At 61.4% G+C, this 23711-nt stretch carries 26 protein-coding genes and 1 pseudogene; 14 read left to right on the top strand and 13 right to left on the bottom strand.

Translation table 11 applies throughout. The features are described 5' to 3' along the window. Positions 1 to 50 precede the first annotated feature (50 nt). Genes AC4HNJ_RS09365 through AC4HNJ_RS09355 form a run of 3 tightly spaced genes read right to left on the bottom strand, consistent with a single transcriptional unit; the run spans position 51 to position 1362 of the window. Positions 51 to 455 carry a GFA family protein gene (locus AC4HNJ_RS09365; RefSeq protein WP_490479296.1) on the bottom strand — a complete coding sequence of 135 codons (405 nt, stop codon included), beginning with the start codon at positions 453 to 455 and terminating at the stop codon, positions 51 to 53. Positions 456 to 482: 27 nt separating this feature from the next. Beyond that, positions 483 to 731, bottom strand: a complete 249-nt coding sequence (locus AC4HNJ_RS09360) for a hypothetical protein (RefSeq protein WP_490479295.1) — start codon at positions 729 to 731, stop codon at positions 483 to 485. A 10-nt stretch (positions 732 to 741) separates the two neighbouring features. Continuing rightward, positions 742 to 1362 (bottom strand): DJ-1/PfpI family protein, encoded by a 621-nt coding sequence (locus AC4HNJ_RS09355; RefSeq protein WP_490479294.1) that lies wholly within the window; start codon positions 1360 to 1362, stop codon positions 742 to 744. Positions 1363 to 1511: 149 nt separating this feature from the next. Between AC4HNJ_RS09355 and AC4HNJ_RS09350 the strand changes: the two genes are divergently transcribed. Both AC4HNJ_RS09350 and AC4HNJ_RS09345 read left to right on the top strand, forming a co-directional pair. Beyond that, positions 1512 to 2543 (top strand): class 1 fructose-bisphosphatase, encoded by a 1032-nt coding sequence (locus tag AC4HNJ_RS09350; RefSeq protein ID WP_490479293.1) that lies wholly within the window; start codon positions 1512 to 1514, stop codon positions 2541 to 2543. Positions 2544 to 2555: 12 nt separating this feature from the next. Next, positions 2556 to 2738 carry a hypothetical protein gene (locus tag AC4HNJ_RS09345; protein WP_490479292.1) on the top strand — a complete coding sequence of 61 codons (183 nt, stop codon included), beginning with the start codon at positions 2556 to 2558 and terminating at the stop codon, positions 2736 to 2738. Between the two features lie 59 nt (positions 2739 to 2797). Here the strand turns inward: AC4HNJ_RS09345 and AC4HNJ_RS09340 are convergent, their stop codons facing one another. After that, complete coding sequence (locus AC4HNJ_RS09340; protein WP_490479291.1) at positions 2798 to 3685, bottom strand: 2OG-Fe(II) oxygenase; 888 nt, start codon at positions 3683 to 3685, stop codon at positions 2798 to 2800. Positions 3686 to 3862: 177 nt separating this feature from the next. Further along, positions 3863 to 5917: a M3 family metallopeptidase gene (locus tag AC4HNJ_RS09335; protein ID WP_490479290.1), complete on the bottom strand. Its 2055-nt coding sequence runs from the start codon at positions 5915 to 5917 to the stop codon at positions 3863 to 3865. A gap of 36 nt (positions 5918 to 5953) precedes the next feature. Here AC4HNJ_RS09335 and AC4HNJ_RS09330 point away from each other — a divergent pair, with 36 nt between their 5' ends. After that, a complete protein-coding gene (locus AC4HNJ_RS09330; protein WP_490479289.1) occupies positions 5954 to 7789 on the top strand; it encodes a patatin-like phospholipase family protein in 1836 nt (611 codons plus the stop codon). Here the strand turns inward: AC4HNJ_RS09330 and AC4HNJ_RS09325 are convergent, their stop codons facing one another. After that, the gene (locus AC4HNJ_RS09325) at positions 7790 to 8587 is read right to left on the bottom strand and encodes an AraC family transcriptional regulator (RefSeq protein WP_490479288.1); all 798 of its coding nucleotides are present in this window, start codon (positions 8585 to 8587) and stop codon (positions 7790 to 7792) included. A 111-nt stretch (positions 8588 to 8698) separates the two neighbouring features. Here AC4HNJ_RS09325 and AC4HNJ_RS09320 point away from each other — a divergent pair, with 111 nt between their 5' ends. Continuing rightward, entirely contained in the window at positions 8699 to 9907 is a 1209-nt protein-coding gene (locus AC4HNJ_RS09320) for an MFS transporter (protein WP_490479287.1), read from the top strand. Between the two features lie 130 nt (positions 9908 to 10037). Continuing rightward, positions 10038 to 10571 (top strand): gamma carbonic anhydrase family protein, encoded by a 534-nt coding sequence (locus AC4HNJ_RS09315; RefSeq protein ID WP_490479286.1) that lies wholly within the window; start codon positions 10038 to 10040, stop codon positions 10569 to 10571. Between the two features lie 26 nt (positions 10572 to 10597). On the opposite strand, the gene AC4HNJ_RS09310 is transcribed toward AC4HNJ_RS09315, so the two are convergent. The 5 genes and pseudogenes from AC4HNJ_RS09310 to aroE all read right to left on the bottom strand — a co-directional run bounded on the left by AC4HNJ_RS09310 (position 10598) and on the right by aroE (position 14638). Next, positions 10598 to 11122, bottom strand: a complete 525-nt coding sequence (locus tag AC4HNJ_RS09310; RefSeq protein ID WP_490479285.1) for a hypothetical protein — start codon at positions 11120 to 11122, stop codon at positions 10598 to 10600. A 145-nt stretch (positions 11123 to 11267) separates the two neighbouring features. After that, complete coding sequence (locus tag AC4HNJ_RS09305; RefSeq protein WP_490479284.1) at positions 11268 to 11564, bottom strand: hypothetical protein; 297 nt, start codon at positions 11562 to 11564, stop codon at positions 11268 to 11270. 102 nt (positions 11565 to 11666) lie between these two features. Beyond that, the gene (locus tag AC4HNJ_RS09300) at positions 11667 to 13439 is read right to left on the bottom strand and encodes a peptide-N4-asparagine amidase (protein WP_490479283.1); all 1773 of its coding nucleotides are present in this window, start codon (positions 13437 to 13439) and stop codon (positions 11667 to 11669) included. Positions 13440 to 13536: 97 nt separating this feature from the next. Beyond that, positions 13537 to 13805, bottom strand: a pseudogene (locus AC4HNJ_RS09295) (YkgJ family cysteine cluster protein). After that, complete coding sequence (aroE, locus tag AC4HNJ_RS09290; RefSeq protein WP_490479282.1) at positions 13802 to 14638, bottom strand: shikimate dehydrogenase; 837 nt, start codon at positions 14636 to 14638, stop codon at positions 13802 to 13804. The pseudogene AC4HNJ_RS09295 and the gene aroE overlap by 4 nt, the downstream one beginning before the upstream one ends. Before the next feature lie 139 nt (positions 14639 to 14777). Here aroE and AC4HNJ_RS09285 point away from each other — a divergent pair, with 139 nt between their 5' ends. Continuing rightward, complete coding sequence (locus AC4HNJ_RS09285; protein ID WP_490479281.1) at positions 14778 to 15035, top strand: hypothetical protein; 258 nt, start codon at positions 14778 to 14780, stop codon at positions 15033 to 15035. 171 nt (positions 15036 to 15206) lie between these two features. Here AC4HNJ_RS09285 and AC4HNJ_RS09280 read toward each other — a convergent pair whose 3' ends face one another. Then, a complete protein-coding gene (locus AC4HNJ_RS09280) occupies positions 15207 to 16691 on the bottom strand; it encodes a RimK family ATP-grasp domain-containing protein (protein ID WP_490479280.1) in 1485 nt (494 codons plus the stop codon). 278 nt (positions 16692 to 16969) lie between these two features. On the opposite strand from AC4HNJ_RS09280, the gene AC4HNJ_RS09275 reads away from it, so the two are divergent. Beyond that, on the top strand, positions 16970 to 17449 hold the full coding sequence (locus AC4HNJ_RS09275; RefSeq protein WP_490479279.1) for a GNAT family N-acetyltransferase: 480 nt from the start codon (positions 16970 to 16972) through the stop codon (positions 17447 to 17449). Between the two features lie 273 nt (positions 17450 to 17722). Here AC4HNJ_RS09275 and AC4HNJ_RS09270 read toward each other — a convergent pair whose 3' ends face one another. Further along, on the bottom strand, positions 17723 to 18412 hold the full coding sequence (locus AC4HNJ_RS09270) for a hypothetical protein (RefSeq protein WP_490479278.1): 690 nt from the start codon (positions 18410 to 18412) through the stop codon (positions 17723 to 17725). A 106-nt stretch (positions 18413 to 18518) separates the two neighbouring features. Between AC4HNJ_RS09270 and lptM the strand changes: the two genes are divergently transcribed. The 7 genes from lptM (at position 18519) to hslU (ending at position 23671) form a co-directional block, all read left to right on the top strand. Next, a complete protein-coding gene (gene lptM, locus AC4HNJ_RS09265) occupies positions 18519 to 18719 on the top strand; it encodes an LPS translocon maturation chaperone LptM (protein ID WP_490479277.1) in 201 nt (66 codons plus the stop codon). 16 nt (positions 18720 to 18735) lie between these two features. Further along, the gene (gene dapF / locus AC4HNJ_RS09260) at positions 18736 to 19584 is read left to right on the top strand and encodes a diaminopimelate epimerase (RefSeq protein ID WP_490479276.1); all 849 of its coding nucleotides are present in this window, start codon (positions 18736 to 18738) and stop codon (positions 19582 to 19584) included. Positions 19585 to 19657: 73 nt separating this feature from the next. After that, positions 19658 to 20341 carry a DUF484 family protein gene (locus tag AC4HNJ_RS09255; protein WP_490479275.1) on the top strand — a complete coding sequence of 228 codons (684 nt, stop codon included), beginning with the start codon at positions 19658 to 19660 and terminating at the stop codon, positions 20339 to 20341. Between the two features lie 8 nt (positions 20342 to 20349). Further along, a complete protein-coding gene (gene xerC / locus AC4HNJ_RS09250) occupies positions 20350 to 21237 on the top strand; it encodes a tyrosine recombinase XerC (protein WP_490479441.1) in 888 nt (295 codons plus the stop codon). Positions 21238 to 21258: 21 nt separating this feature from the next. Continuing rightward, positions 21259 to 21591, top strand: a complete 333-nt coding sequence (locus AC4HNJ_RS09245) for a GlpM family protein (RefSeq protein ID WP_490479274.1) — start codon at positions 21259 to 21261, stop codon at positions 21589 to 21591. Positions 21592 to 21689: 98 nt separating this feature from the next. Then, entirely contained in the window at positions 21690 to 22223 is a 534-nt protein-coding gene (hslV, locus tag AC4HNJ_RS09240; RefSeq protein ID WP_490479273.1) for an ATP-dependent protease subunit HslV, read from the top strand. 107 nt (positions 22224 to 22330) lie between these two features. Continuing rightward, positions 22331 to 23671, top strand: a complete 1341-nt coding sequence (hslU, locus tag AC4HNJ_RS09235; protein WP_490479272.1) for an ATP-dependent protease ATPase subunit HslU — start codon at positions 22331 to 22333, stop codon at positions 23669 to 23671. The last annotated feature ends 40 nt before the right edge of the window (positions 23672 to 23711 follow it).

The following is a 23711-nucleotide window of genomic DNA, read 5'->3' as shown; positions in this document are numbered from 1 at the left end:
GGGAAGAGACGAACATCGCGATAACGGGCTATAGCAATGACAGCGCCTCATCACAGATGCCGCGTTTCTGTCGGCGCGGATTGCCAGTTATTGTTACGCCCATCGGAAAAGTGCAGCGGCGCATCGATCAGCTCAGCAGGATCGACGTCGTCGAGGCAGAACACATTGACGAAATAGAAGTCGCCGCCCAACACATCCAGATGCCCTTTGCCGAACGGTCTTATCCCGCAATGGCGGCAGAACACGTGATGCATGCTGTGACTGCCGAACTGGTAATCGGAAAGATCCTCTTCGCCGCGATTCAGACGAAAAGCATCCGGCTTGACGATGACACCCCACTGCCGCGCCTTGGTGCAAATCGAACAGTTGCAGCGCCCGGTGCCCTGGGTGAGATCGATATCCGCCTCGAACTGCACTGCGCCGCAGTGACAACTGCCGTGATAAGTCTTTTGCATGATGTTTCCTTGAATGTCATGGGGTCACTAAGCATTGCGCAAGCCATTCAATGGCTCGTCTTGCTCTACTGCCTCCAGGTTTTCCCGTGCAGCACCGGGCACCGCCAGCACCCGCTGGCGTCCTGGATCGAATGCCGGTCTCAGGATGACCCGGTTGCCCTTCGGCGCTGGCGGCGGTTCTTGCTTGACGGGCAGACGGTACTGACCATCCATCAATAAACCCCGCAGATAGATCGGTCGGTACGCGGTCAGCATGCGATGTACGAACTTGCTCATGGCATGAACCTCACGCGACCTGGGCCGTTTCTACCAACTCGCCGGAAAGCCACGGGGGCGGCACGGCATGCTTGAACAGGCGGAACCAGTGTTCGCGGTCACTTGCGCTGTAAAGATCCAGTGTGTGGATGATCTCGCGGGCGAATTCGATGCTGCCCAGGTGACTGGCCGTGATCACGCCGCCATCACTGACGGCGAGTACATGTGCATCGTATTGTTCGTGTCCGGCATATGCCGGTGCTTCACGCGCAAGCTGGCCGGGCCAGCTGCCGGTATGGCGACAATGATCCAGCAGACCGGCACGCGCCAATGCGGATACACCCTCGCCAATCGCAGCAGCCGGTGCACCGGCGTCATACACACGACGCGCCAGCTCTGCGACCTGTTCAATCTGCCTTGGCAGCCACAAATGGCCACCAGGCAGCAGTAACAATGCTGCGGCATCCAGATCAAGCTCATCGATGCCGATGTCCGGCAGGACCTGCAATCCACTCATGGACATGACCGGTTCACGCGTAAATCCGACGGTGCGCACATCCCAATCGCCGGGTCGGCGGATTTCGGCCAAAGCCAAGGCCACCTGCCAATCGGCGAATCCCTCAAAGACCCATACATAAACCGTATCGCGCATGATCGTCCCTCCTTTTCGATGCGATGAGCTTGCGCGCCTGCTGCTGCCAGCGTGTTGTCAGCAGCAGTCTTCGCGGGAGTTCAGGAGCACGACTGGCTTCCGTAAGGCGGACCCGGGAAAATGGCGGTCCATTCGCCAGCAGATCCACCATGAAGCCCATTTCGCTGATTCAATTCATGATCGAGGAGCGACGCGCCGGACGCGTCAACGCCGAACTTTCCTTGTTGATCGAAGTAGTGGCACGCGCCTGCAAGCGCATCGCCGTCGCTACCAGCAAGGGGGCACTCGGCGGGGTGCTAGGCGAAGCAGGCACGGGCAATATCCAGGGTGAGGCGCAGAAAAAACTCGATGTGATCTCCAACGAAATCCTGCTGGAGGCCAATGCATGGGGCGGCCAGCTCGCCGCCTGCGCATCGGAGGAGATGGAAGATCCGCAACCGATTCCCGACATGTATCCCAAGGGCCACCACCTGCTGCTGTTCGATCCGCTGGACGGCAGCTCCAATATCGATGTGAACATCTCGGTCGGAACGATCTTCTCGGTGCTGCGCTGCCCGGATGGCGTGACGGAACCGAAGGCCGAACATTTCCTGCAGCCGGGCACCACTCAGCTCGCCGCCGGTTATGTGGTCTACGGCCCTGCCACTGTCTTGGTGCTCACTTTCGGTCACGGCACGCACGAGTTCACGCTCGATCGCGAAGTGGGCAGCTTTATCCTCAGCCGCCGCGACATCCGCATTCCCGAAGAAACCGCCGAATTCGCGGTCAACATGTCCAACCAGCGCCACTGGGAGCCGCCGATGCAGCGTTATATCGGCGAGCTGCTGGCCGGCAAGGATGGCCCGCGCAGCAAGGACTTCAACATGCGCTGGGTCGCCTCGATGGTGGCGGATGTCCATCGCATCATCACGCGCGGCGGCGTGTTCTTCTATCCGCTCGACGCCAAGATCAAGCACAAAGGCGGCAAACTGCGCCTGATGTACGAAGCCAATCCCATGGCTTACATCATCGAGCAGGCAGGCGGCGCCGCCACCACCGGTCGCGAGCGCATCATGGCGTTGCAACCGACGGGCCTGCATCAACGCGTGCCGGTATTCCTGGGTTCGAAAAAGGAAGTCGAGGTCGCCACGCATTACCACCTCGAGGCCGACGGTGCGCAGCGGGAGAGCGCGACGGCTTAGGCGATTTGCGGATTGAAGCGAACTTTAGGCGACATGCGTTTGTTGTTCGACACATTCAAGCGACCTACCCCGCTTGAACGCTACCTGCCGATCGTCGTGCTCGCGAAAGCAGATGCGCTTTTCAGCAGCGAAGAGGGTCCATCCATCTTCGCTGCTTGCATCGCAGCCGGCGGATTTCCGCCTTTGCGGGAATGACGACGGCCCCATCGGTACTGGGTCACCCCACAGCAAACGGCTTGGTCCGAGCAGTCCGCCTAACTTGCCGAGGTCACGGCTTCGCCATAGCGCCGCTGCCGCATCCACTTGGTAACGATCCACTTCTCGCCACGCGTCACCGGCGAACCGCCATGCAAGGTGAGACGATCGAGCTGGTTCTGGCTGTTGGTGTATTCGAAATAGACGGCCGAACCTTTTTTCGGCACGACTTCCAGCCCAATCTCCGGGAAGATGGTGGTGCCGCCCTCTTCCACTTCGTTCAAATACATCACCAGCGTGGACACGCGTTGACCGCCGATGGTCATCTGTACATGGCTGCCGGGGTCTTCTGGCGGGAAATAATCGAAGTGCGGCTTGTACTCGCCACCGGTACCGTAATGCAGGATCTGCAGGCCTTCACCGTGATCGATCGGCCAATGCATCACTTCTGAAATGCGCCGATCCAGAAGCGCGATAAAAGGATCGGCATTCAGATGGAAAAATGTACCTTCACTGCTGCGGTCCGCGATGACTTCGTGTTTGCCGCTGATGGGATCGACCGTGGTGGAGCGACGCATCTTGTCGGCGGAGCGCCGGATCAACTCGTCGCACTCCGCTTCGCTTAGTACGCCATCGAGCACCGCAATAACCGGCCGATTGACACGGGTCACGATACGAACATCGCGATCGGAAGTGCGGATCAGGTTGCCCGCAGGCAAACGCGGCTTCTCATAGATGTAACCCGTTGCCGGCTTGGGCCGTTCTTCGAACGGTGCAGTGAATGGCGTATCGCTCGTCATCACACCGTTGACTGCGGCGCGCGCGAACACCGGATCGAAGCGATTGCGCACCATGTCGTCGATCAGTGATTGCGGGGCACATCCCCGCGAGAGGTTTTCGCGAATCCAGTGATGCCACTCGGGCGGCAATTGCGTTATCGCGTTCATGGCAGATCCCCACATCCATCGTGTTATCGAATCGTCAGCCGGATAGCGCCGACGATACTGGCATGGCGGCGCGGGGACGATTGTGAACCCATTGGCGCGGGAAGCGCGAGCCCTGCACGGACCGATTCCTTTGCGCGGCGGGCGGCCCGAGCCGCCCGCTATGAAGCGGCGAAGCGCCTACGCCAGCCCGTGGCTGCGCAGCAAAGCCTCCGGTTCCGGCTTACGGCCACGGAAGGCGACAAAGCTTTCCAGAGCAGGGCGGCTCGCACCGACCGCCAGGATTTCGCGGCGGAACCGGTCGCCGATCTGTGCGTCAATCACGCTGTAGCCGGCCATCGCATGCTCCTCGAAGGCGCCAAAGGCGTCCGCGCTCAGCAGTTCCGCCCAGAGATAGCTGTAATAGCCTGCGGCATAACCGCCCGCGAAAATGTGGGTGAAGGCATGCGGAAAGCGCTGCCAAGCCGGGGGATGCAACACGGCCACTTCGTGGCGGGCCTGTTCCAGCACCTCCAGCGTGCGCGCCCCCTTGGCCGGGTCGTAGTGCAGGTGCAGCAGGAAGTCGAACAGCGCGAACTCAAGCTGACGCACCAGGAACAGGCCGGCATGAAAGTGACGCGCCGCCAGCATGCGCTGGAACAATTCATCGGGCAGGCGCTCACCGGTTTCCCAATGCCTGGCGAACAGATCCAGCGCCTCGCGATTCCAGCCGAAGTTCTCCATGAACTGGCTGGGCAGTTCCACGGCATCCCATTCCACGCCGTCAATGCCGCCGACAGAGGGCAATGGCACTTCGGTCAGCAGGTGATGAAAACCGTGGCCGAATTCATGGAACAACGTCAGCACGTCGTCGTGCGTGAGCAGAGCCGGGCGGCCCTCGGTCGGTGGCGCGAAATTGCAGGTAAGGAACGCTACCGGCAACTGTGATTGCGCCTCATCGTCGAAACGGGCCCGGCACACGTCCATCCAGGCGCCGCCGCGTTTGCCGCCGCGCGCATAGAGGTCGATGTACGCGCCGGCAAAGACGTGCCCCTTCGCATCGGCCAGGTCGTAATAGCGTACGTCCGGATGCCACACATCCACGTCATCGCGCGGGGTCAGCGAGATCCCGTACAGACGTTGCACTAGCCCGAACAGGCCATCGATGACGGCGGGTAGCGGGAAATACGGCTTGAGCTGTTCCTCGTCCAAGGCGTACTGCTTCTGGCGCAACTTTTCGGAAGCGTAGGTGACGTCCCAGGCTTCGAGGTTGTCCAGTTTCAGTTCCACCGAGGCAAAGTCGCGCAAGGTGGTCAGTTCGTTTTGCGCAACGGGCTTGGCGCGGGCCGCAAGATCACGCAGAAAATGCAGTACTTCCTCCGGCGTGCCGGCCATCTTGGTTGCCAGCGATTCTTCGGCCGCATTGGCGAAGCCGAGCAATTGCGCCGCTTCATGGCGCAAGGCCATGATCTTTTCGATGCGCGCAGTGTTGTCGTACTTGCCGGCATGCGGTCCCTGGTCGGAGGCCCGCGTCTGGTAGGCCCAATACACGCGTTCACGCAGGCCGCGGTTGTCCGCATAGGTCATGACCGCTTGCACGCTGGGCTGCTTGAGCGTCACCAGGTAACCATCCAATTCCCGCTCTTTGGCGTATTGGCGTAGCACGGCGCGTCCCGACTCGGGGATGCCAGCCAAGTCGCGTTCGTCCGTAATGTGTTCCTGCCACGCGTCGGTCGCGTCCAGCACGGCATTGGAAAATTCGGTGGAAAGCTTGCTCAGTTCCACGCCGATATCGCGGAAGCGTGAGCGTGCCGGCTCTTCCAGTGAGACCCCGGAAAGCTTGAAATCTCGCAGTGCGTGCTCGACCAGCGCGCGTTGCGCACGCGACAGGTCCGCAAATTCCGGTGCATCCGCCACGGCCTGCACCGCCGCGTAGAGAGCCCGGTTCTGGCCAAGCTCGATCGCGTGCTCGGTGAGCTTTTCTTCCGCCGGGCCATAGACCGCGCGCAAGGCTTCACTGTCAGCCACCGAGTGCAGGTGGGATACGGGTGCCCAGGCCTGGGCGATGCGCTGCTCGAAGCGTTCCTGCGGCAGCATCACCGAGGCGAAATCAAGCGGGGAGCCCGGCTCCGTCAATGCCGAAGTCTGAGCCCGGGCCTCGGCCAGCAAGCTATCGATGGCCGGAAGTACGTGATCGGGTTTGATGTGGGAAAACGCGGGCAGCGGGGTATCGGCCAGCAGGGGATTGTCGTTCATAGCTCACTCCTTCAGACCCTGAAGCGTGCTGGCGGCATGTCCCGAAATCAAGCCGACGCATTCACGCTGCCCGGCCGTCGTACCATCGGGCGCATGCTACCTGCCGATATCCCCGCCCTGATCGGTCGTGTCTCCTTGTTCGCGCATTTGAGTGATGCGCAGCGACACACTCTTGCCGGCTATTTGCACTGGATTTGCCTGCCCGGCGGCCAGTATTTGTTCCGCTCCGGCGAAGTGGCCGAAGCCCTGTACCTGTTGCGCAGCGGCAGCCTGGGTGTATTCGATGGGCCAACGGACCTGGTTCGCCAGATAGCCGCCGACGATTGCGTAGGCGAACTCGGCCTGCTCAGCGGAGAGGTATTGCGCTACAACGTACGCGCACTGCGGGATTGCGAACTGCTGCGTTTGGATCGGCAGCACTTCGAGCAGCTGATCGAACACCATCCGCGCGCCATGCTGGGCGTGGCCCGGCAAGCTGTCGACCGGCTGATCCGCCGGGAACGCCATGTCGAGCCGCCGGACAAGCCACGTACGTTTGCGATTTTGCCCGTCGATGACGGTGTACCGGTGCGCGGCTTGGCAATGCAGCTTGCGCAAGCGCTGGAAGCCTACGGCACCTGTATCGTGATCGACGCCGAACACGGTGCGAACCGCGGCAGCGACTGGTTTGCCGAGCGCGAGGCGCAGGTGCGCTTCGTGATTTATCTGGATAGCACTGGTGATCCGTCGTGGCGACTACGTTGCCTGCGCCAGGCGGACGTGCTGCTGTTGCCGGCCCTTGCAGCGCAGCCCAGCAAGCCGTGGCCGGAGAGCGCACCGGGGCATCCCGCACGGGTACGGCATCGTCCGCGTCATTTGCTGCTGATTCATCCCGCCCACCGTGTATTGCCAGGCGCAGCGCGACGCTGGCGCGCACAATTCAGCGGTGAAGTGCATCACCACCACATTTGTGGCGAAAGCGATATTTCACGCATTGCGCGCCTGATCAGCGGACACGCGCGGGGGCTGGTGCTGGCCGGCGGCGGCGCGCGCGGTCTCGCACACCTGGGTGCCTTGCGCGCCTTGCGTGAAACCGGACAGCACTTCGATGCCGTGGGCGGCACCAGCATCGGCGCCATTATCGGCGCGGGGGTCGCCAACATGTGGAGCATCGACGACATGATGCGCGTGTATTACGAGGCTTTCGTACGCGGCAAACCGCTTTCCGACTGGACCTTGCCGCTGGTGGCGCTGACACGCGGGCGGCGCGCGGCGATCATGCTGCGGCGCGCATTTGGGGCGATCGATATCGAAGACCTGGAACTGCCGTTCTTCTGCGTCACCGCCAACTTGTCCGGCCAGGGCAAGGTGGTGCATCGGCATGGGCCGTTATGGTTGTGGCTGCGCGCAAGCAGTTCCATTCCCGGCATCCTGCCTCCCGTGCTGCATCGCGGGCAGGTGTACGTAGATGGTGCGCTGGTCGACAACCTGCCGACGGACGTCATGGCGGATGACGGTGTCGCCCATATCACGGCCGTGAGTATCCGGGCCGACATCGAGTTGCGCGCGCAGACCGAGGAATTCGCCACGCCGCCATGGTGGCGGCTGTGGTTGCGCCAGCGGCGTGGCACCGGCTGGCCCAGGCTCGTTTCCACGTTGACTCGCGCCGCTATGGTGAACAGCGAGGAGAACGGCCAGCACTGCCATGAGCTGGCCGATGTCTTGATCACACCGCCCTTGGAGCACGTAGGCATGCTGGCGTGGCAGGACTGGCAACTGGCGGTGGATGCCGGCTACCAGGAAACCATGCGCGTATTGGAAGCACGGGAACGGACAGCGGCGAACACACTGACGCGGCTTCCGCGCGAAGAGCTCGGCCTTAAACGCCGCTGATTACGCGCCATCAGCTTTAGCTATCGAAGCAAAGTATTTCGCCGGAGGTTTGCCCAGGGATTTCTTGAACATTGTGATGAAGGCGGCAACCGAGTCATACCCCAGCGTTTCCGCAACACGCTGGACGGAATGGCCTGCGGACAGCTGCCGCAGCGCAGTGATGAGATGCAGCTGCTGCCGCCAGCGGCCGAAGGTCAAGCCGGTTTCCTGGCGAACGAGGCGAGCCAGCGAGCGCTCGCTCATTGCCAGCACGTTTCCCCATTCCGCCAAAGTACGGCGATCTGCCGGATCGGCGGACAGCAGCTTCGCAAGCTTGCGCATCCTGGGTTCGTTCGACGTGGGCAGATACATGTGCTCCACCGGCATGCGGACCAATTCTTCCAGCAGCACGATGGCTTTACGCCCGGTAGGACTGTCCGGCGAATACGTGGGTGGCTGTTCCGCCATGTGCAAGACCAATTCACGCACCAGCGGTGAGATCGATAGCGTGCAGCACTGCTCCGGCAGCGGCGCCGCATCCGGTTGCACGAACAGATAGCACATCCTCGCGTTGGCGGTGACGCGAACGCTATGCGGCATTTGACCGGGAATCCACACAGCGCAGGAAAGCGGGACCATCCAGATGGCCTTGGATACCTCGCACATCACCCCGCCTTTGAGCGCAAGCACCAACTGCCCCAGACGGTGCTGGTGCACCGGTATCTCGCTCTTGTGGTCCGCCACCTCGACATGCATGCCCACCGCCGGGACACAAAGGTTGGTGTCGTCGAAATGGTGAATCACGGATTCGAGCAGCATGGGCGTCCTGTTGGCCGTTTTTAGTGACTCCCTGTCATCTCATCGTAATTCACGACGTGGTCCGGTCAGTACCCTTTCGGCTCTCTTCGTGGCTGTTTCCCGGTAAACCCAATGAATCATCGTGATGCAACGATTGCAGTTTCGCGGCCGTCCCTGGTGATAACGGCTCTCTTGCTTGTCGCTACCACCTTGCGCGCTCCCATTACGGGCGTCGCGCCGATTCTCGACAATCTTCAATCGCTATTCGGCTTATCGCCGACGGAAGCGGGCTTGTTGACGACGCTGCCTTTGCTGGCCTTCGGCGTGATCTCGCCTTTTGCTGCGCTTTTTGCCCGGGAATACGGCCTGGAGCGTTCCTTGTTCGCCTCCCTGTTGCTGGTTGTCATCGGACTTGCCATTCGCTCGCTCGGATCCGTCGAATGCCTGTATGCGGGTACCTGCTGCACGGGCGTCGGCATCGCCGTCGGCAATGTTTTACTGCCCAGTCTCGTGAAACGTGACTTCCCGACGAGAGTGCCCACCATCACCGGGGCCTGCACGCTTGCCATGGGCGCTGCCGCGGCAGTGGTCTCGGCCTGTGCCGTCCTGCTTAGCGACGCTTTCGGCTGGCAAGCCGCCTTGGGCAGCGCCGCGATATTTCCCCTCGCCGCCATTCTCATCTGGACAGCTCAACTCGGCGCGCACACCGCCCCAGCCCGGGATACGGCAGCGCCTCCGCACGGCGGACGCGTCTGGCATTCGGCGCTGGCCTGGCAGGTCACGCTGTTCATGGGTATCAACTCCCTGCTCTATTACGTGCTCGTCGGCTGGCTGCCGTCGATCCTGACATCAGAGGGATTTTCAGCCGCCATGGCAGGCTCGGTGCACGGCGTGATGCAGCTTGCCACGGCTATGCCTGGCATCGTGCTGGGCCCGATCGTCAATCGCATGAAAGACCAAAAACTGATGGCCGCGATCATGGGCTCCATGATGGGTCTTGCGTTACTGGGCTTTCAGTTTGCGCCTGCGTGGTCGATGGCATGGGCCTTTCTTTTTGGCGTCGGCTCGGGTGGCGGTCTGCTGCTGGCATTTATTTACATGGGGCTGCGTACCGGCCATGCCCGTCAGGCCGCCGCGCTTTCGGGGATGGCGCAGTGCGTTGGCTACTTGCTGGCCGCCTGTGGACCGACTTTGGCCGGCGAGCTGCATGACCTGACCGGAAACTGGCATGGTCCCTTGAATGTTGGCGTCGTGCTCAGCGTCGCCATGATGGTTTTTGGCGTACTCGCCGGACGATCCCGCCACATTGAGGCGGTACCTCACGGGGCCAGGCAGCATTGATCTGATTTCGACACAGCGAAAAGCACGCAAAGGCAAAGCGGCCTATATGATTCCGCGATCTGCAGTCTTTGCGAAACGCGTCTGCGTGATCACTCGCTACGATGTGTCGACGGCATCTAAAATGCGGAGCATGAGCTCTCTACGTTCTTTCAAAGGTGTTTCGCCCACGCTGGGCGCCCGTGCTTACGTCGATCCCGCGGCCACCGTTATCGGCGATGTTGTGCTGGGCGATGATGTTTCCATCTGGCCCGGTGCGGTGCTGCGCGGCGACGTGCACGCCATCCGTGTCGGAGCGCGCAGCAACGTTCAGGACGGCGCCATCGTGCATGTGACGCACGATGGCCCGTATTCGCCGGGCGGCTTTCCCGCACTTATCGGCGAAGGTGTCACCATCGGTCATGCTGCAGTGATCCACGCTTGTACCATCGGGGATTACTGCCTGATCGGCATGCATGCCACCGTGCTTGACGGTGCCGTGGTGAAGAAATACGGCTTCGTAGGCGCAGGCAGTGTGGTGCCGCCGGGTAAAGTCGTCGGCGAACGTGAATTGTGGTTGGGCAATCCTGCGCAACGGGTACGCCTGTTGACGGACAAGCAAATCGAGCAGCTGCATTACTCAGCTGATCATTATGTGCGCCTGAAAGACATCTATCTGGCTGGCTGAAGCCTCTGCGTGCGAAGAGGCGACGATCAATTCGCGCTTGGTTGTCCGCCAGCTGCCTGTTCGGCCTGGATGCGCGCAGCTTCCGCTTCGTGCCGGCGCCGCTCAATCACGCGTTGCGCGTCGAGCACGCTGCCTAACAAGGCCAGCTTGTAATTGTGCGGATCGTACATGCGCAGCAAATAAAGCTCGCGCTGCGCCTCATCCAGATTGCCTGAGTTAATCGTGCTTTCAACGACATCGCATGCGGGTTTGAATGCTTCGCGCAAGCGTCGCTGAGCCACGACGTTGTTGGGGTCCAGCTGCAATACGCTGAAATAGAATTCGTAGACGTTGCTGCCGACCGGCGCGACCAATCGCTTCTCGCGAAACGCCTGATCGGCCAGGCCCATCATCACGCCGACCTCGCTGCCGTCGTTGGCGGTATGTTCCCCGGCGGATTTCATCGCTGCGCGCGCGTACCAGAATACGCCACCCGCAACCACCACGATGACGGCCAGTACGACAAGAATCAGGCCGCGCCGATTCGGTGCGGAGATAACGGAAGAAGACATGCTGACCCGCACATACAGAGATTTGTATGAAAGACGTTCGCCCGGGGATGAAGCGAACGCCGCTGTGGGGTCAGGCTAACCGGGCAACATGTCAGCAAAATGACTCGGATTTGTCGAATGTGACAGTGCCCGGCCGATGGGCTTTTTAATGAAAGTCGCCGCCGACGATGTGACCGTCCTTATCCAGCTGCGGAAAGAAACGGGAATTGTCGAAGCGCATTTCCATCGTACTGATGGTCCCTGGCAGCATCAGTTGCACGCCCGGATACATCTTCTTGAACTGCTCCTGCGTCGGATGCTTGGCAATGAAGTCCTCGAACGACACCATGTCGGTGACGCCACCCTTGGTCACCCGTGTACCGTCCGGACGCGTGGCGTGATGGCAACCGGCAAGCGCGACAGCCACGCCAAGAACGGAAAGGGCAAGCAAACGGATACGCATCGGTAACGGACTCCTGGAGCGCAATGCTCTGTCATATACCGACAAAATTAGCATGCCGGCACCCCCTCAGACCATCTGAGGGGGTGCGGGTTCAAGCCGTGACTACCAAGGCAGCAAACGATCGCCCTGATAAGGCGAACCATCCGGATGCGTGAACCAGAACAGCCGATTGCGATGCCCGGGGCAGCCGTGGCCGCTGCTATAAGCCGTCACCACATTATTGGCGGAACTCACGCTGCCGCCGTAGCAGCCGCCTAGCGAATCGTTGAACGTAAAGGTTTGCGTGGCCTGCTGACCGCTGTGGCTGAGGATGTGATATCCGCTGTCTATGACCAGCGTGTCGGAGCCCGCCACCTGATTGTGCACATCCGCTGCATACACGGGGAAACCACTCACGCTCAAGCCCGTGTGCTGATCGTAGCCCTGGCGGATGCTGGTGAGGATCGAATAGTCGCCATCGGATTGCGCGGTTTCATCGGAGTCCACATGCAGCGGGTAGCTGAAATTTGCCTTGAACTCACCGCTTACAAACGGCCCGATCGTGCTGCGGCTCGACCCTTCCACGCTCGTGAGCTGGTCGCTGATCTGATGGTATTCGGTGGCCGTGATCGTAAAGCCTTGCGTATCGGCAAAGCTCACCGTCTGATTCACGGTGGTATCCACCCGGCCACGCGAAGTGTTGACGTAGCCCTCGATCACGAAGCGCCGACTCAGGTTGGTGGTGACATCGCCACTGACATTGCCCGATCCATCCTGCGCCAAAGTGCTGCCGATGGTGGGCGTGGGCGGTTGCCCTGCCAACGTATTGCGCACCACCGCACCGCTTACTTGTTTGGCGCGGGCGTCCTGATACACCAACAAGCTGGCCGTCGCTGAAAAATAACTGTTGGCACCCTGCACGCTCACGGCAACGGTATGTGGCGAACCATTGCTGAGCACGCCAGCGAAGGGCGTCAGATCGACGCGGTATGGCATGAAGTTCAAGGTCTGCACGCCGGGCGTGGGTTTCCAGATATAGAGGTCGACGCCGCCCGTGTAGATCCATGGATAGACCGGCGCTACACCCGCCGGCTGACCGTCGATGCTGACCTCTGCCTCGCGGAAATTGCCGCCGCCGCATTCGCCGGTTTCAGCCGAATATGGATCCGGTACGCAGGTGTACCAGAACTCATCCGCGCTCTGGCTCTGCGTGAACACATCCAGATAAGCCTGCACAACATTGCGTGGCAACGTCAGCGTGGCAGAGAGCTGGCTGCTGGAATCGTTTAGCGTAGCCGTGCTGCCGATCGGATCGCTTCCCAGTGGATATACCGCATCAGGCACACGCGGTGCGGGTGCCACGACCGACGCCGGATAGAACAACAAGCGCGCGCTACCGTGGATCACGCCGGTATACGTGCTGTTGACGATATTGCCGATGAACACCTGGCCCTGGCTAGCGCTGCGAAACAACGCGCTGTAGTCGGTGAGGTCGCGCTCCACATGCCAGCTGCGGCCTTCGGTCGAGGTCGGCTCCTGCGTCGTGCCGAAATACAGATTCACACCCCCTAAAAAGATGGTCGCCGTGCGGTCATACTGCACACCTGCCGTGATCGAGAAATCACCCTCCAGCACTACCTTCGACCAGTGCGTGCCGCAACCCGATGGCGGCGCGTAAGTGAAAGGGCGCGGACTGTAATCGTCGAAGGTGTCGCCGCTAAATAACGGCACCACGCATGGCTGGCCTGGCGGACGCGGTACCGTAGGATCGGCGACCGTCACGTTGCCCGAACCGACGGGACTGCTCGTATCCGGCGCTGCCTGCGCCGCACTTGCCACCACGACCCATAACCCGGCAGCCGCCAGGCTAAGACGGAAAAAACCCTTAGGCAACATCGCGCAACTCTCCCCACGAAATGATGCCCCCTGTTTACCCAAGCTAGCACGGGTGATGTTTTGGAGATGCCAAATCGTCAGGGAAAGAAACGAGTCGTCAAGCTCCTCGCGTCGCCTCTTCCAGATGCGATAGCCAGCGCAGGGTGTGCTCTGCGTTCAGTCCGCACATCGCCGGCTCCGGTTGCAGGTTTTTGCATACCGCCGGACGACGAGGATCGCCGAAGATGGCACATCGTTGTCTTCGCCCAGCTGGATACACCGCATGCCTGCCGGCTTGCCGTTCGGCATGCCGGGAATGGGCGAGCTGATTGAGGGAGCAATGCAGCAGGCACCGCAACCGGGTCGACATGCCATCGCCGCATTCATGCCGTCTGCGCGCGTAGCGATTGATAGACGGGTTCCGTGTCCGGACGCTTGCCGTGCCACAGCTCGAACGCGTCCGCGGCCTGTTCCACCAGCATGCCGAGGCCGTCAAAGGCATAGCGGGTGCCGGCCGCACGAGCCCATGCCAGGAAACCGAAGGCGGATTTGCCGTAACCGAGGTCATAGCAAGCTGCACGCGAGGCAGCGAGCGAAAACGGCAGCGTAAGCGATTGACCCAAGGTGCCAGCCGAGGTGGCGTTGACGATCAAATCGAAGCTACCGATGTTGCCAAGATCCTCCCAATAGCGCGTATGCACGCGTGCTGGTTCGCCGATGGCATCGGCCAGCGCGTCGGCGGTCTCCGGCGAACGATTGACGATGGTCAGCGTTTGTACCCCCGCTTCGAACAGCGACCAGGCAACCGCGCGCGCTGCGCCACCGGCGCCGAGCAAAAGCGCATCGTGTCCACGCAGATCAAGGTCGTGCCTATCGGTGAGATCACGCACCAAGGCGACGCCGTCGGTGTTATGGGCGGATAGACGTCCATCTGCAAGACGCGTTAACACATTGGCCGTTCCCGCCCGCGTGGCTGCCTGCGTGCGCTCGTCAGCCAATGCAAAGGCCGAGGCCTTGTGCGGCAAGGTTACGTTCGCGCCGCGACCATCTTCGTCATGAAAGAAGCGATTCACCGCCTCGGCGAACGCCGAGGGTTCGGCATCGATGGGGCGATATTGCAGATCGATGCCGAATTGCCGCGCGAACGCCTGATGAATCTGTGGCGACAAGCTGTGTGCAATGGGATGGCCAAAGACAGCGAACAGTAAGGGTCGGGACATGCGCGCGCTCCTGCATAGCCCACCATTGTAAGGGCTCTCCCGGGCCGGATTCGTCCATCACAATCAAGCGAACGACCCATCGCAGTCTATGAGATTGGGGCGAGGCAAGCTTTGCCCATCGTCCGCTCTGGAGTGCCTCATGCGCCCGCAGGTTGTTGATATGGAACGCCGCTCGAAGTTGCTTGCGCTGTCGCTGCTGTGGTTGCTGGGTGGCAGCCTTTTGCTGGCGAGCACCTTGGTGCCGGCCTATACGGAGTGGCTGGGCTGGACGCCGTTCTTCTGGCTTTTTGTCGCGCCGCTTGCCGTCGCACTCACTCTGGAACCGAGCCTGCCTCGTCAATTGATAAGCCTACTCAAACCGCGTCGTCGCAACGCATCCCGGTTGATCTGGCATTGATGCATCCGCTTGGCAGTGGAGCCAGTGCGGCCGGAGCGCCGCTCAAGGGATGACCGCCAGCTGATTTAAAGGATCCGGTCGCAGCTGGCGGCCAGCGCGAGGGACCGCGCCTACGATTCCGGCCTGCTCAGGGAAGAGGAGGCCGGAATGACCCGCGGGAGTTGCGGAAGCCTAGCTGTTGATGCCCATGCGCTTGCGCTCCATCCGGCGCAGGAACTCCTGCATGATGCGTCGGTAGAGATCTTCGCCAAGGTAGGCATCTTCCACGCCGGCATCGATCGAAGGGTTATCGTTCACTTCGATCACCACGGCTTTGTCGCCGACCTGCTTCAAGTCGACGCCGTACAAACCGTCACCGATCGGGTTGGTGGCCTTGAGCGCGAGTTTCACCACTTCTGCCGGTGCATCGCGCGCGGGAATGGTTTCGAAACCGCCAGACTTGGCGGTGCCCTTCGCACCATGGTTATAGATCTGCCAGTGCCCGCGCGACATGTAGTACTTGCATGCGTACAACGGCTCGCGATTCAGCACGCCGACACGCCAATCGAATTCGGTGTAGACGAATTCCTGCGCCAGCAACAGGGCACTATGCTGGAACAACTCGCTGGTGGCCTTCTCAAGCTGGTCTTCGCTTTCCACTTTCACGACGCCGCGCGAGAAGGAACCGTCAGGAATTTTCAGTACCAGCGGATAACCAAGCTTGGTAGCGACTTCTTTCAGACCCTTGGTATTTTCGCGATAGAGGATCTCGGTTCGCGGCACCGCGAGTTTTCGCGAGATCATCAGATCATTGAGGAAGATTTTGTTGGTGCAGCGAAGAATCGAACTGGGATCGTCGATTACCACCATGCCTTCGCGCTCGGCGCGATGTGCAAAGCTGTAGGTGTGATTGTCGCTGGCCGTCGTTTCGCGGATGAACAAGCCGTCGTATTCCGCCAGACGCTGGTAGTCATTCTTGCCGATGGGATCGACTTCGATCCCCAGCTCCTTGCCAGCGGAGATGAACGATTTGAGCGCTTTCTTGTTTGAAGGCGGCATCGCTTCGTTGGGATCCACCAGCATGGCGAGGTCATAGCGATACAGCCGCCTGGCGCGAGGTTTTCGCCACAGCTTTTTGGAAAAGCGGTCGAGCTCGGCCGCGAACGCATCTTCCTGCGCATCGTCCAGCGTGTGCAGGCCCACCGGCTTGACGGAGCTGATCTGCCACACGCGTTCACGCTCGAACTCGATGCGCAGCAGCGGGCAGGGAAACATTTCGAAGACTTGGCGGGCCAGATCCTGCAAGGCGGGGTAAGCGGTCTCGCCGAAGTAGACGAGGATGCCGAAGTCGGTGGTATCGCGCGCGCCTTCCGGCAGGAAATGGGTGAGCTTGGCGTTGAGGTCATCGATGGCCAGACCGTACAGCGAGCGTCGCCGCAGATCGTTCACCGTACGCACGGACGGCATCACGCGGTGGCCGCGGGCTTCCGCCAGCAGCGATACGTAGTAGCCGGTGCCAAGGTATTTGTAGCTTCGGCACAGGTTGATGACATGGGTGCGCTCATCGTCGCCACCCACCGGTTCACGCAGGTAGTCCATCGCGGTAACCACGTCGACGGACGGATAGTAAGAGCTCCAATCGGAAGCTTTCTCGACGACGATGACGAGTCGGGTCATGACACCTCAAGGCAAAAGACCGGCAATGGGACGTCGTCGCGTGGGGAACGAGGCGGCGCAGCGCAAGGCGGCAGTGTCTTGCACCTCGGCAAGGCGTACAAGAGCAAGCACTGAAGCCGGAGTAAACGTCGCTCGGGCCAGGTGCAGCAGATGACGCCAACAGGATGATTTCCTGCGCGCAGTGCACTAGAGTGCCGCGCTTGCTCGCACCCACGGCGAGCCACCGTGATCCTCGGTGTCCGGCCCGCTACCGGCACTTTTTCGATTGAGGGCCTTTGATGATTGCTAAGCCAGCCACCGCCCCCGTGCGGGTGCGCCGAGCCGAACTTTCCGATCTCGATGATCTGGTCGCCCTGGAACAGGCTACGTTCGACAGTGACCAGATCAGCCGCACACAGTTTCGCCGCCATCTCGACAGCGACAGCGCACGTGTGCTGGTCGCCAGCGCCAACCATCGTCGCTTTCTGGGCACGGCCCTGGTGTTCTTTCGCAAGGGCAGCCGCAAGGCGCGCCTTTACTCGATTGCCAGCCTGCCGGAGGCGCGCGGCAAAGGCGTAGGCACGGCACTGATCGAGGCGGCGGAGAGCATCGCTCGCCAGCGGCGCTGCCAGACGCTGCGTCTGGAGGTACGCACCGACAACGCCAGCGCTATTCGGCTTTACGAGCGGCTGGGTTATCACCGTGCCGGACTCGAACAAGGCTTCTATGAAGATGGCAGCGATGCCTACCGTTACGAAAAGACGCTTGTGCGGGAATAGTCGGGAGCAGTAAGAAAGGCCGGAACCGTTCGATGGGTTGGTGATGCCGCGGCCTGATCTGCGAAGGTCTCCGGGACCCGGTCAAGCGCATCTTGACGGCATAAGGTCTTGGCACCGCCCCATTCTGCGCGCTGGGCCCGCGCGAATCCTCGCTTGCATAAGTCGCCGGAAACAGTCTCGTTCCCCTGCATGCAAGGGAAGGAGATGCGTGCGGCTGTAGTCCGATACGAATCAGGTTCCAAAGTCGGAGGGCGTAACGGTACGACCTCGGCTTCAATCCCCTAACGGCTGACCGATGCGTTGCGCCGTGGCGTCATCGGGCCGCGCCACCAGTGCACCGGTACGCATCAGGCTGACGGTGTAATGACCGCCGTCGACCAGCGGCAGGAAAGCACCACTGCCGAACACCGTATCCACTTCGGGCAGCCAGCGCGGAAATTGCCGTTTGAGGTCCAGCAAGTCGCCTTCGCCTGCCTGGTCGAAGTCGACTACGGTGCGTTCGTCGTGCATCTCCTGCGCGGCATCATCGTAGCGCCCGGAAAGGCGATCGAGCCGATAGAGCGGCGGCAGGCCCGCCAACATCGCGGGTAGCTTCCATTTCAGCACCACTGCGTCGACCTGAAAGTCGTCACCGGCAAGCATGACGGTGCGCGTGGCCCCATCCGGCCAAGTCAGCAACACCGACCAATGCTGCGGCGAGAGGATGTGCGCGTCGATCTGCACCACTGGGGTCTCCTCGCTGAGGAAACGGTAACCACGCAACGACATCGCGATGATCCCCAGCACGCTGCCTAACAGAATAAAGACCAGCATCAACAGCGTATGCCCGCTTGCCGCGAGCCGGCGGCGCTGGTGCAACTGCTGCCGCGCCGCGAGCAACTGAACCAGGGCTACCAGCAAGACCAACGCAGTCAGGATCGCCAGCAGCGTACTCGGCAGGCGCAGCAATTCATTCCAGTTCATCGGGCACTCCAACGGTCTGCAGTCCCTTGCAGCGGGCCTATATGATAAACGTTGCCGGCGTCGCGGCTTGGCTATACTGCGGGTGTTTTCCCCAGGGTTCTTGCTCATGCGCCGAATGATCCTGCTGCCGCTTTGCCTCGCCTTCATCGCGATCTCGGGCTGCGGCAACAAAGGGCCTTTGTATATGCCGAGATCGACGCCGAAACCCGCGCATGCCCATCACGCGGCCGCGCCGGCGCATGCGTCGACGGCAGCGGCCCCCGCCAACGCAAGCAGCACGGCGGCGCATCCGTCGAGTGGAAACTAATGGTCCGGTTCGACGCATGACTTTGCGTTTTTCCAAGATGCACGGCAGCGGCAATGACTTCGCCGTGATCGACAGCCGCGACGGCCCGCTCGCTCTTGACGCCGCATTCATTCGATCCATGGCCGACCGCCACACTGGCATCGGCTTCGATCAGCTGCTGAGCGTTGAACCAGCGCGCAACGACACCAGTGCCTTCTATTACGGCATCTGGAATGCCGACGGCTCGCCATCGGGCCAATGCGGTAACGGCGTGCGCTGTGTCGCGGCATGGCTGCATCGCGCCGGGCAATTGCCCATTGGCGAGACCGTGCAGATCCAGAGCCCTTCCGGGCCGGTCACCGTGCGGCTGATCGACGCTCGCCGGGTAACAGTGGACATGGGGGAACCGGTGTTCGAACCGGTACGTATCCCCTTCGATGCGCCACACGTGGCGGACCGGTACAGCCTGGAACTTGAGCAGCAACGTGTGGAAATCGGCGCAGTGTCGATGGGCAATCCCCACGCCGTGATGGTCGTGGACGATCTGCAGGCGCCAGCACTGGCGCAGCTCGGCCCGGCGCTGACAGCCCATGCGCGTTTCCCCGAACACGCCAATGCCGGTTTCGTGCAGAAACTCGGTCCCCGGCATGTGCGCTTGCGCGTGCATGAACGTGGCTCGGGCTGGACCCTGGCCTGTGGCACCGGCGCCTGCGCGGCGATGGCGGTGCTGCGACGGCGCGGCGAGGTTGACGCGCATGTGCAGGTCGACCTCCCCGGCGGAAGCCTGCATATCGACTGGACTGGCCCTGGCGAACGGCTCTGGATGACCGGTCCGGCCGCATTTGTCTTTGAAGGGGAGTGGCTGGATCCGCGAGCGAGTGATTGATGCGGAGGCGCGTCCATCGCACACTCAGGGTAGGGGACCAACATCCTACGTTTTTCGGCTCGAGGTTTCGTGCATGACCAACGCCCTGCTCGATGACACGCTCAAGGCCAGTGATGTCGCTGCGTATCTGCGCAAGCATCCGGGTTTTCTCGGCGACTATCCTGAATTGGCCACGCTGCTGACGCTGCCGCGCGAACAGGGTGCCGTTGCATCGCTCGCGGCGTATCAGTTGCAAGCCCTGCGCGAGAAGAACGAAGAACTGGAGCGCAAGCTAAGCGAATTGACGGCGATTGCTGCCGAAAACGAGCGCCTGATGCTGCGCGTGCACGACCTCAACGTCACCGTGCTGCGCGCCAACACGCCAGCAGTTGCCGCGCGCAGCGTCGTGGCCACGCTTTCAAAAGACTTCGGCACCGATCAGGTTCGCATCGTCTTGTTCGGCAAACTCACGCTGCCGCCAGCGGACTGGTTGATGCATGAGCCGGGTGGCCGCGCTGCCATGCCGGAATTTGCGGATTTCCTCGCCCATCATGAACCCCTTTCCGGACGCCTGTCCCCGGAACGCCTGCAGCGCTTGTTCGGGCAACAGGCCCCCCATATCCGCTCGGCTGCGCTGATGCCCCTGGGTGAACTGGGATTGCTCGCACTCGGCAGCCAAGATGCGGATCACTTCCAACCCGGCATGGGAACGGCCTTCCTGAAAATGATCGCGGCCACCGTCACCGCAGCGCTGGCGCGCCTGCAGGATGGCGCTTGAATCGGATCATGGACGCACAAGCCCAGGTCGATGCATGGCTCGCGCGACTGGCTAGCGAACGCAAGGCATCCCCACATACCGTCGCCGGTTACCGGCGCGATCTGGCGAAGTTGCTGCACTACATGCAGGCGCAACAGATCGCATCTTTCGAGTTGCTACAACCGCACCGCATGCGCGGCTTCGTGGCCGCCGAGCACCGCGCCGGCCTCTCGCCCAAAAGCCTGCAGCGCCTGCTTTCTTCTTGCCGCAGCCTGTTTCGTCAACTCACCCGCGAAGGTGGACTGACGCACGATCCACTCGCCGGCGTGCGCGGACCGAAAGTGCATCGCAAATTGCCGCAGGTGCTGGACGTCGACGAGGCCACGGCACTGGTGGTGGGCGATGGCAAGGATGATGCATTGGGCGTGCGCGATCGCGCCATGCTCGAACTGTTCTATTCCTCCGGATTGCGCTTGTCCGAGCTGATCGGATTGCGCTGGATAGATCTGGATCTCGATGCGGGCGAGGTCCGCGTGCTCGGCAAAGGTCGCAAGACGCGCATCGTACCTGTGGGCCGCCATGCAATCGCCGCATTGCGTGCATTAGGCGATGCCGAGGGATGCGTGCCGGAATCCCCGGTGTTCCGCGGTCGCCACGGTGCACCGATCAGTCCGCGTACCGTGCAGGCACGCATGAAAACGCTGGCTATGCGCCAAGGTTTTGCCAAGCACGTGCATCCGCACTTGCTCCGCCACACCTTCGCCAGCCACATGCTGGAATCATCCGGTGATCTGCGTGCGGTACAGGAGCTGCTCGGGCATGCCGACATCGCCACCACACAGATTTATACGCACCTGGATTTCCAGCACTTGGCTAAGGTTTATGACGCCGCCCATCCGCGTGCGCGCAGAAAATAATCATGGCCATGTGTTGAAAGCATGAACCTCTTTGCGAAAGCCCTGATCGGTGCATGGATGGTGCTGTTGATCGGGCTGTTGGCGCGAACGCGCAACTATCACATCGCTGGCTTGTTGCCGCTGTTTCCAACGTTCGCACTGATGGCGCACTACATTGTGGGCAGCGAACGTGGTGTAACCGAGCTGAAGGCAACCATCGTATTCGGCATGTGGGCAGTGGTGCCCTATCTGGCCTATCTGGCAAGCCTTTACTGGCTGGTCGACCGCATGCGGCTGGTGCCTGCCTTGCTGGTCGCGCTGATGGCCTGGTGCGTCACGGCAGCCGGCGCGGTGCTGCTTTGGCAGCGGCATTGAGCTTGCCGCAACAGTTCGAAGAGCCGCGTCCCTCTAGCGGCTTGGATTTCCGACCGGCGGCCCCACGTTTTCGGTCTTGGCTTTTCCCGGAGATGTTCATGGAATCCTTTCACGCCACAACCATCATCTCGGTGCGCCGGCACGGGCGCGTCGTGATCGGTGGCGACGGTCAAGTTACGCTGGGCAACACGGTCATGAAGGCCAATGCGCGCAAGATCCGCCGCCTGGGCAAGGGCGATGTGCTCGCGGGATTTGCCGGCGCCACCGCAGACGCCTTCACCCTGTTCGAGCTGTTCGAGCAAAAGCTGGACAAGCACAGCGGCAACCTCACCCGTGCTGCCGTGGAGATGGCCAAGGAGTGGCGCACCGATCGCCGACTGGGTCGCCTCGAAGCGATGCTGGCGGTGGCCGACAAGGATGCTTCATTGCTGATTTCCGGCAATGGCGACGTACTGGAACCCGAACATGGTCTGATCGCCATCGGTTCCGGCGGCCCCTACGCGCAATCCGCCGCGCTGGCGCTGATGGAAAACACCGAACTCGATGCGCGCGCCATCGTGGAACGCGCATTGAAGATCGCTGGCGACATCTGCATCTACACCAATCACAACACCACGATCGAAGAGCTGTAAGGAAGGCGCCTCACCGTAGCGAAAGTGCATCGCTGTCGGCACGTTTCCTCACTATCGCAGCAACTATCGCGCTGCGTTCCCTATCTCCGCATTTTTGGTTCCGGACCATGTCAGAACTCACACCCCGCGAAATCGTCAACGAACTCGACCGCTACATCATCGGCCAGCACGACGCCAAGCGCGCCGTCGCCATTGCGCTGCGCAACCGCTGGCGCCGCATGCAACTTGAACCGGCATTGCGCGAGGAAGTGACGCCTAAGAACATCCTGATGATCGGCCCCACCGGCGTGGGCAAAACCGAAATCGCGCGTCGCCTTGCGACGTTGGCGAACGCGCCCTTCGTCAAGGTGGAAGCCACCAAGTTCACCGAAGTGGGTTATGTCGGCAAGGACGTGGAATCGATCGTGCGCGATCTCGCCGATGTGGCCTACAAGCTGACACGCGAGCTGGCGATGAAACGCGTGCGCACGCAAGCCGAAGATCGCGCCGAAGATCGCATCCTGGATGCATTGTTGCCACGCCGTCAGACGGCCACCGATTGGACGCACGACCAGGAACCTGCGCCATCTATCGAAAGCGACACGCGTCAGAAACTACGCAAGCAGCTCCGCGAAGGCGCACTCGATGACCGCGAGATCGAACTCGATGTCAGCATGAACGTCGGCGTGGAGATCATGTCGCCACCCGGCATGGAAGAGATGGGTCAGCAACTGCGCCAGATGTTCCAGAACCTGGGCGGTGCGCGCACGCAAAAGCGCAAGTTGCCGATCAAGGCCGCGCGCCCGCTGCTGATCGAGGAAGAAGCCGGCCGCCTGCTCAATGATGATGAAATCCGCGCCCAGGCGATGGAAGCCGCGGAGCAGAACGGCATTGTCTTCATCGACGAGATCGACAAGATCGCGCAGCGCTCGGAATGGGGCGGCGCAGGCGTCAGCCGCGAGGGTGTGCAACGCGACCTGCTGCCGCTGGTAGAAGGTTCCACCGTGTCCACCAAGTACGGTCCGATCAAGACCGATCACATGCTGTTCATCGCCTCCGGCGCGTTCTCGTTGGCCAAGCCCTCCGACCTGATTCCGGAGCTGCAGGGCCGCTTGCCGATTCGCGTGGAGCTATCAGCGCTGTCAGTGGAAGACTTCAAGCGCATCTTGCGTGAGCCGCACAACGCGCTGACCAAACAGTACGTCGCCCTGCTCGGCACCGAGGGCGTGACCCTCACCTTCGACGAATCCGGCGTAGACCGGCTGGCCGAGGTGGCCTTCCAGGTCAACGAAAGCACCGAGAACATTGGCGCCCGCCGCCTGCATACGGTAATGGAGCGGCTGCTGGAAAAGATCTCCTACGAAGCTGCGGATAAATCCGGCGAAAATTACCTGATCGACGCCGAATATGTGGATAAAAATCTCGGAACGCTGGTCAAGGACGAGGATTTGAGCCGCTACATCCTCTGAACCCGGCCGTCTATTGCAACTATTTGAAAAACATAGGTAT

The organism is Dyella sp. SYSU CM1112, from assembly GCF_058216415.1.
Note: the sequence above shows the minus strand (reverse complement) of the source record. Positions and strands in the feature narration are given on the sequence as shown.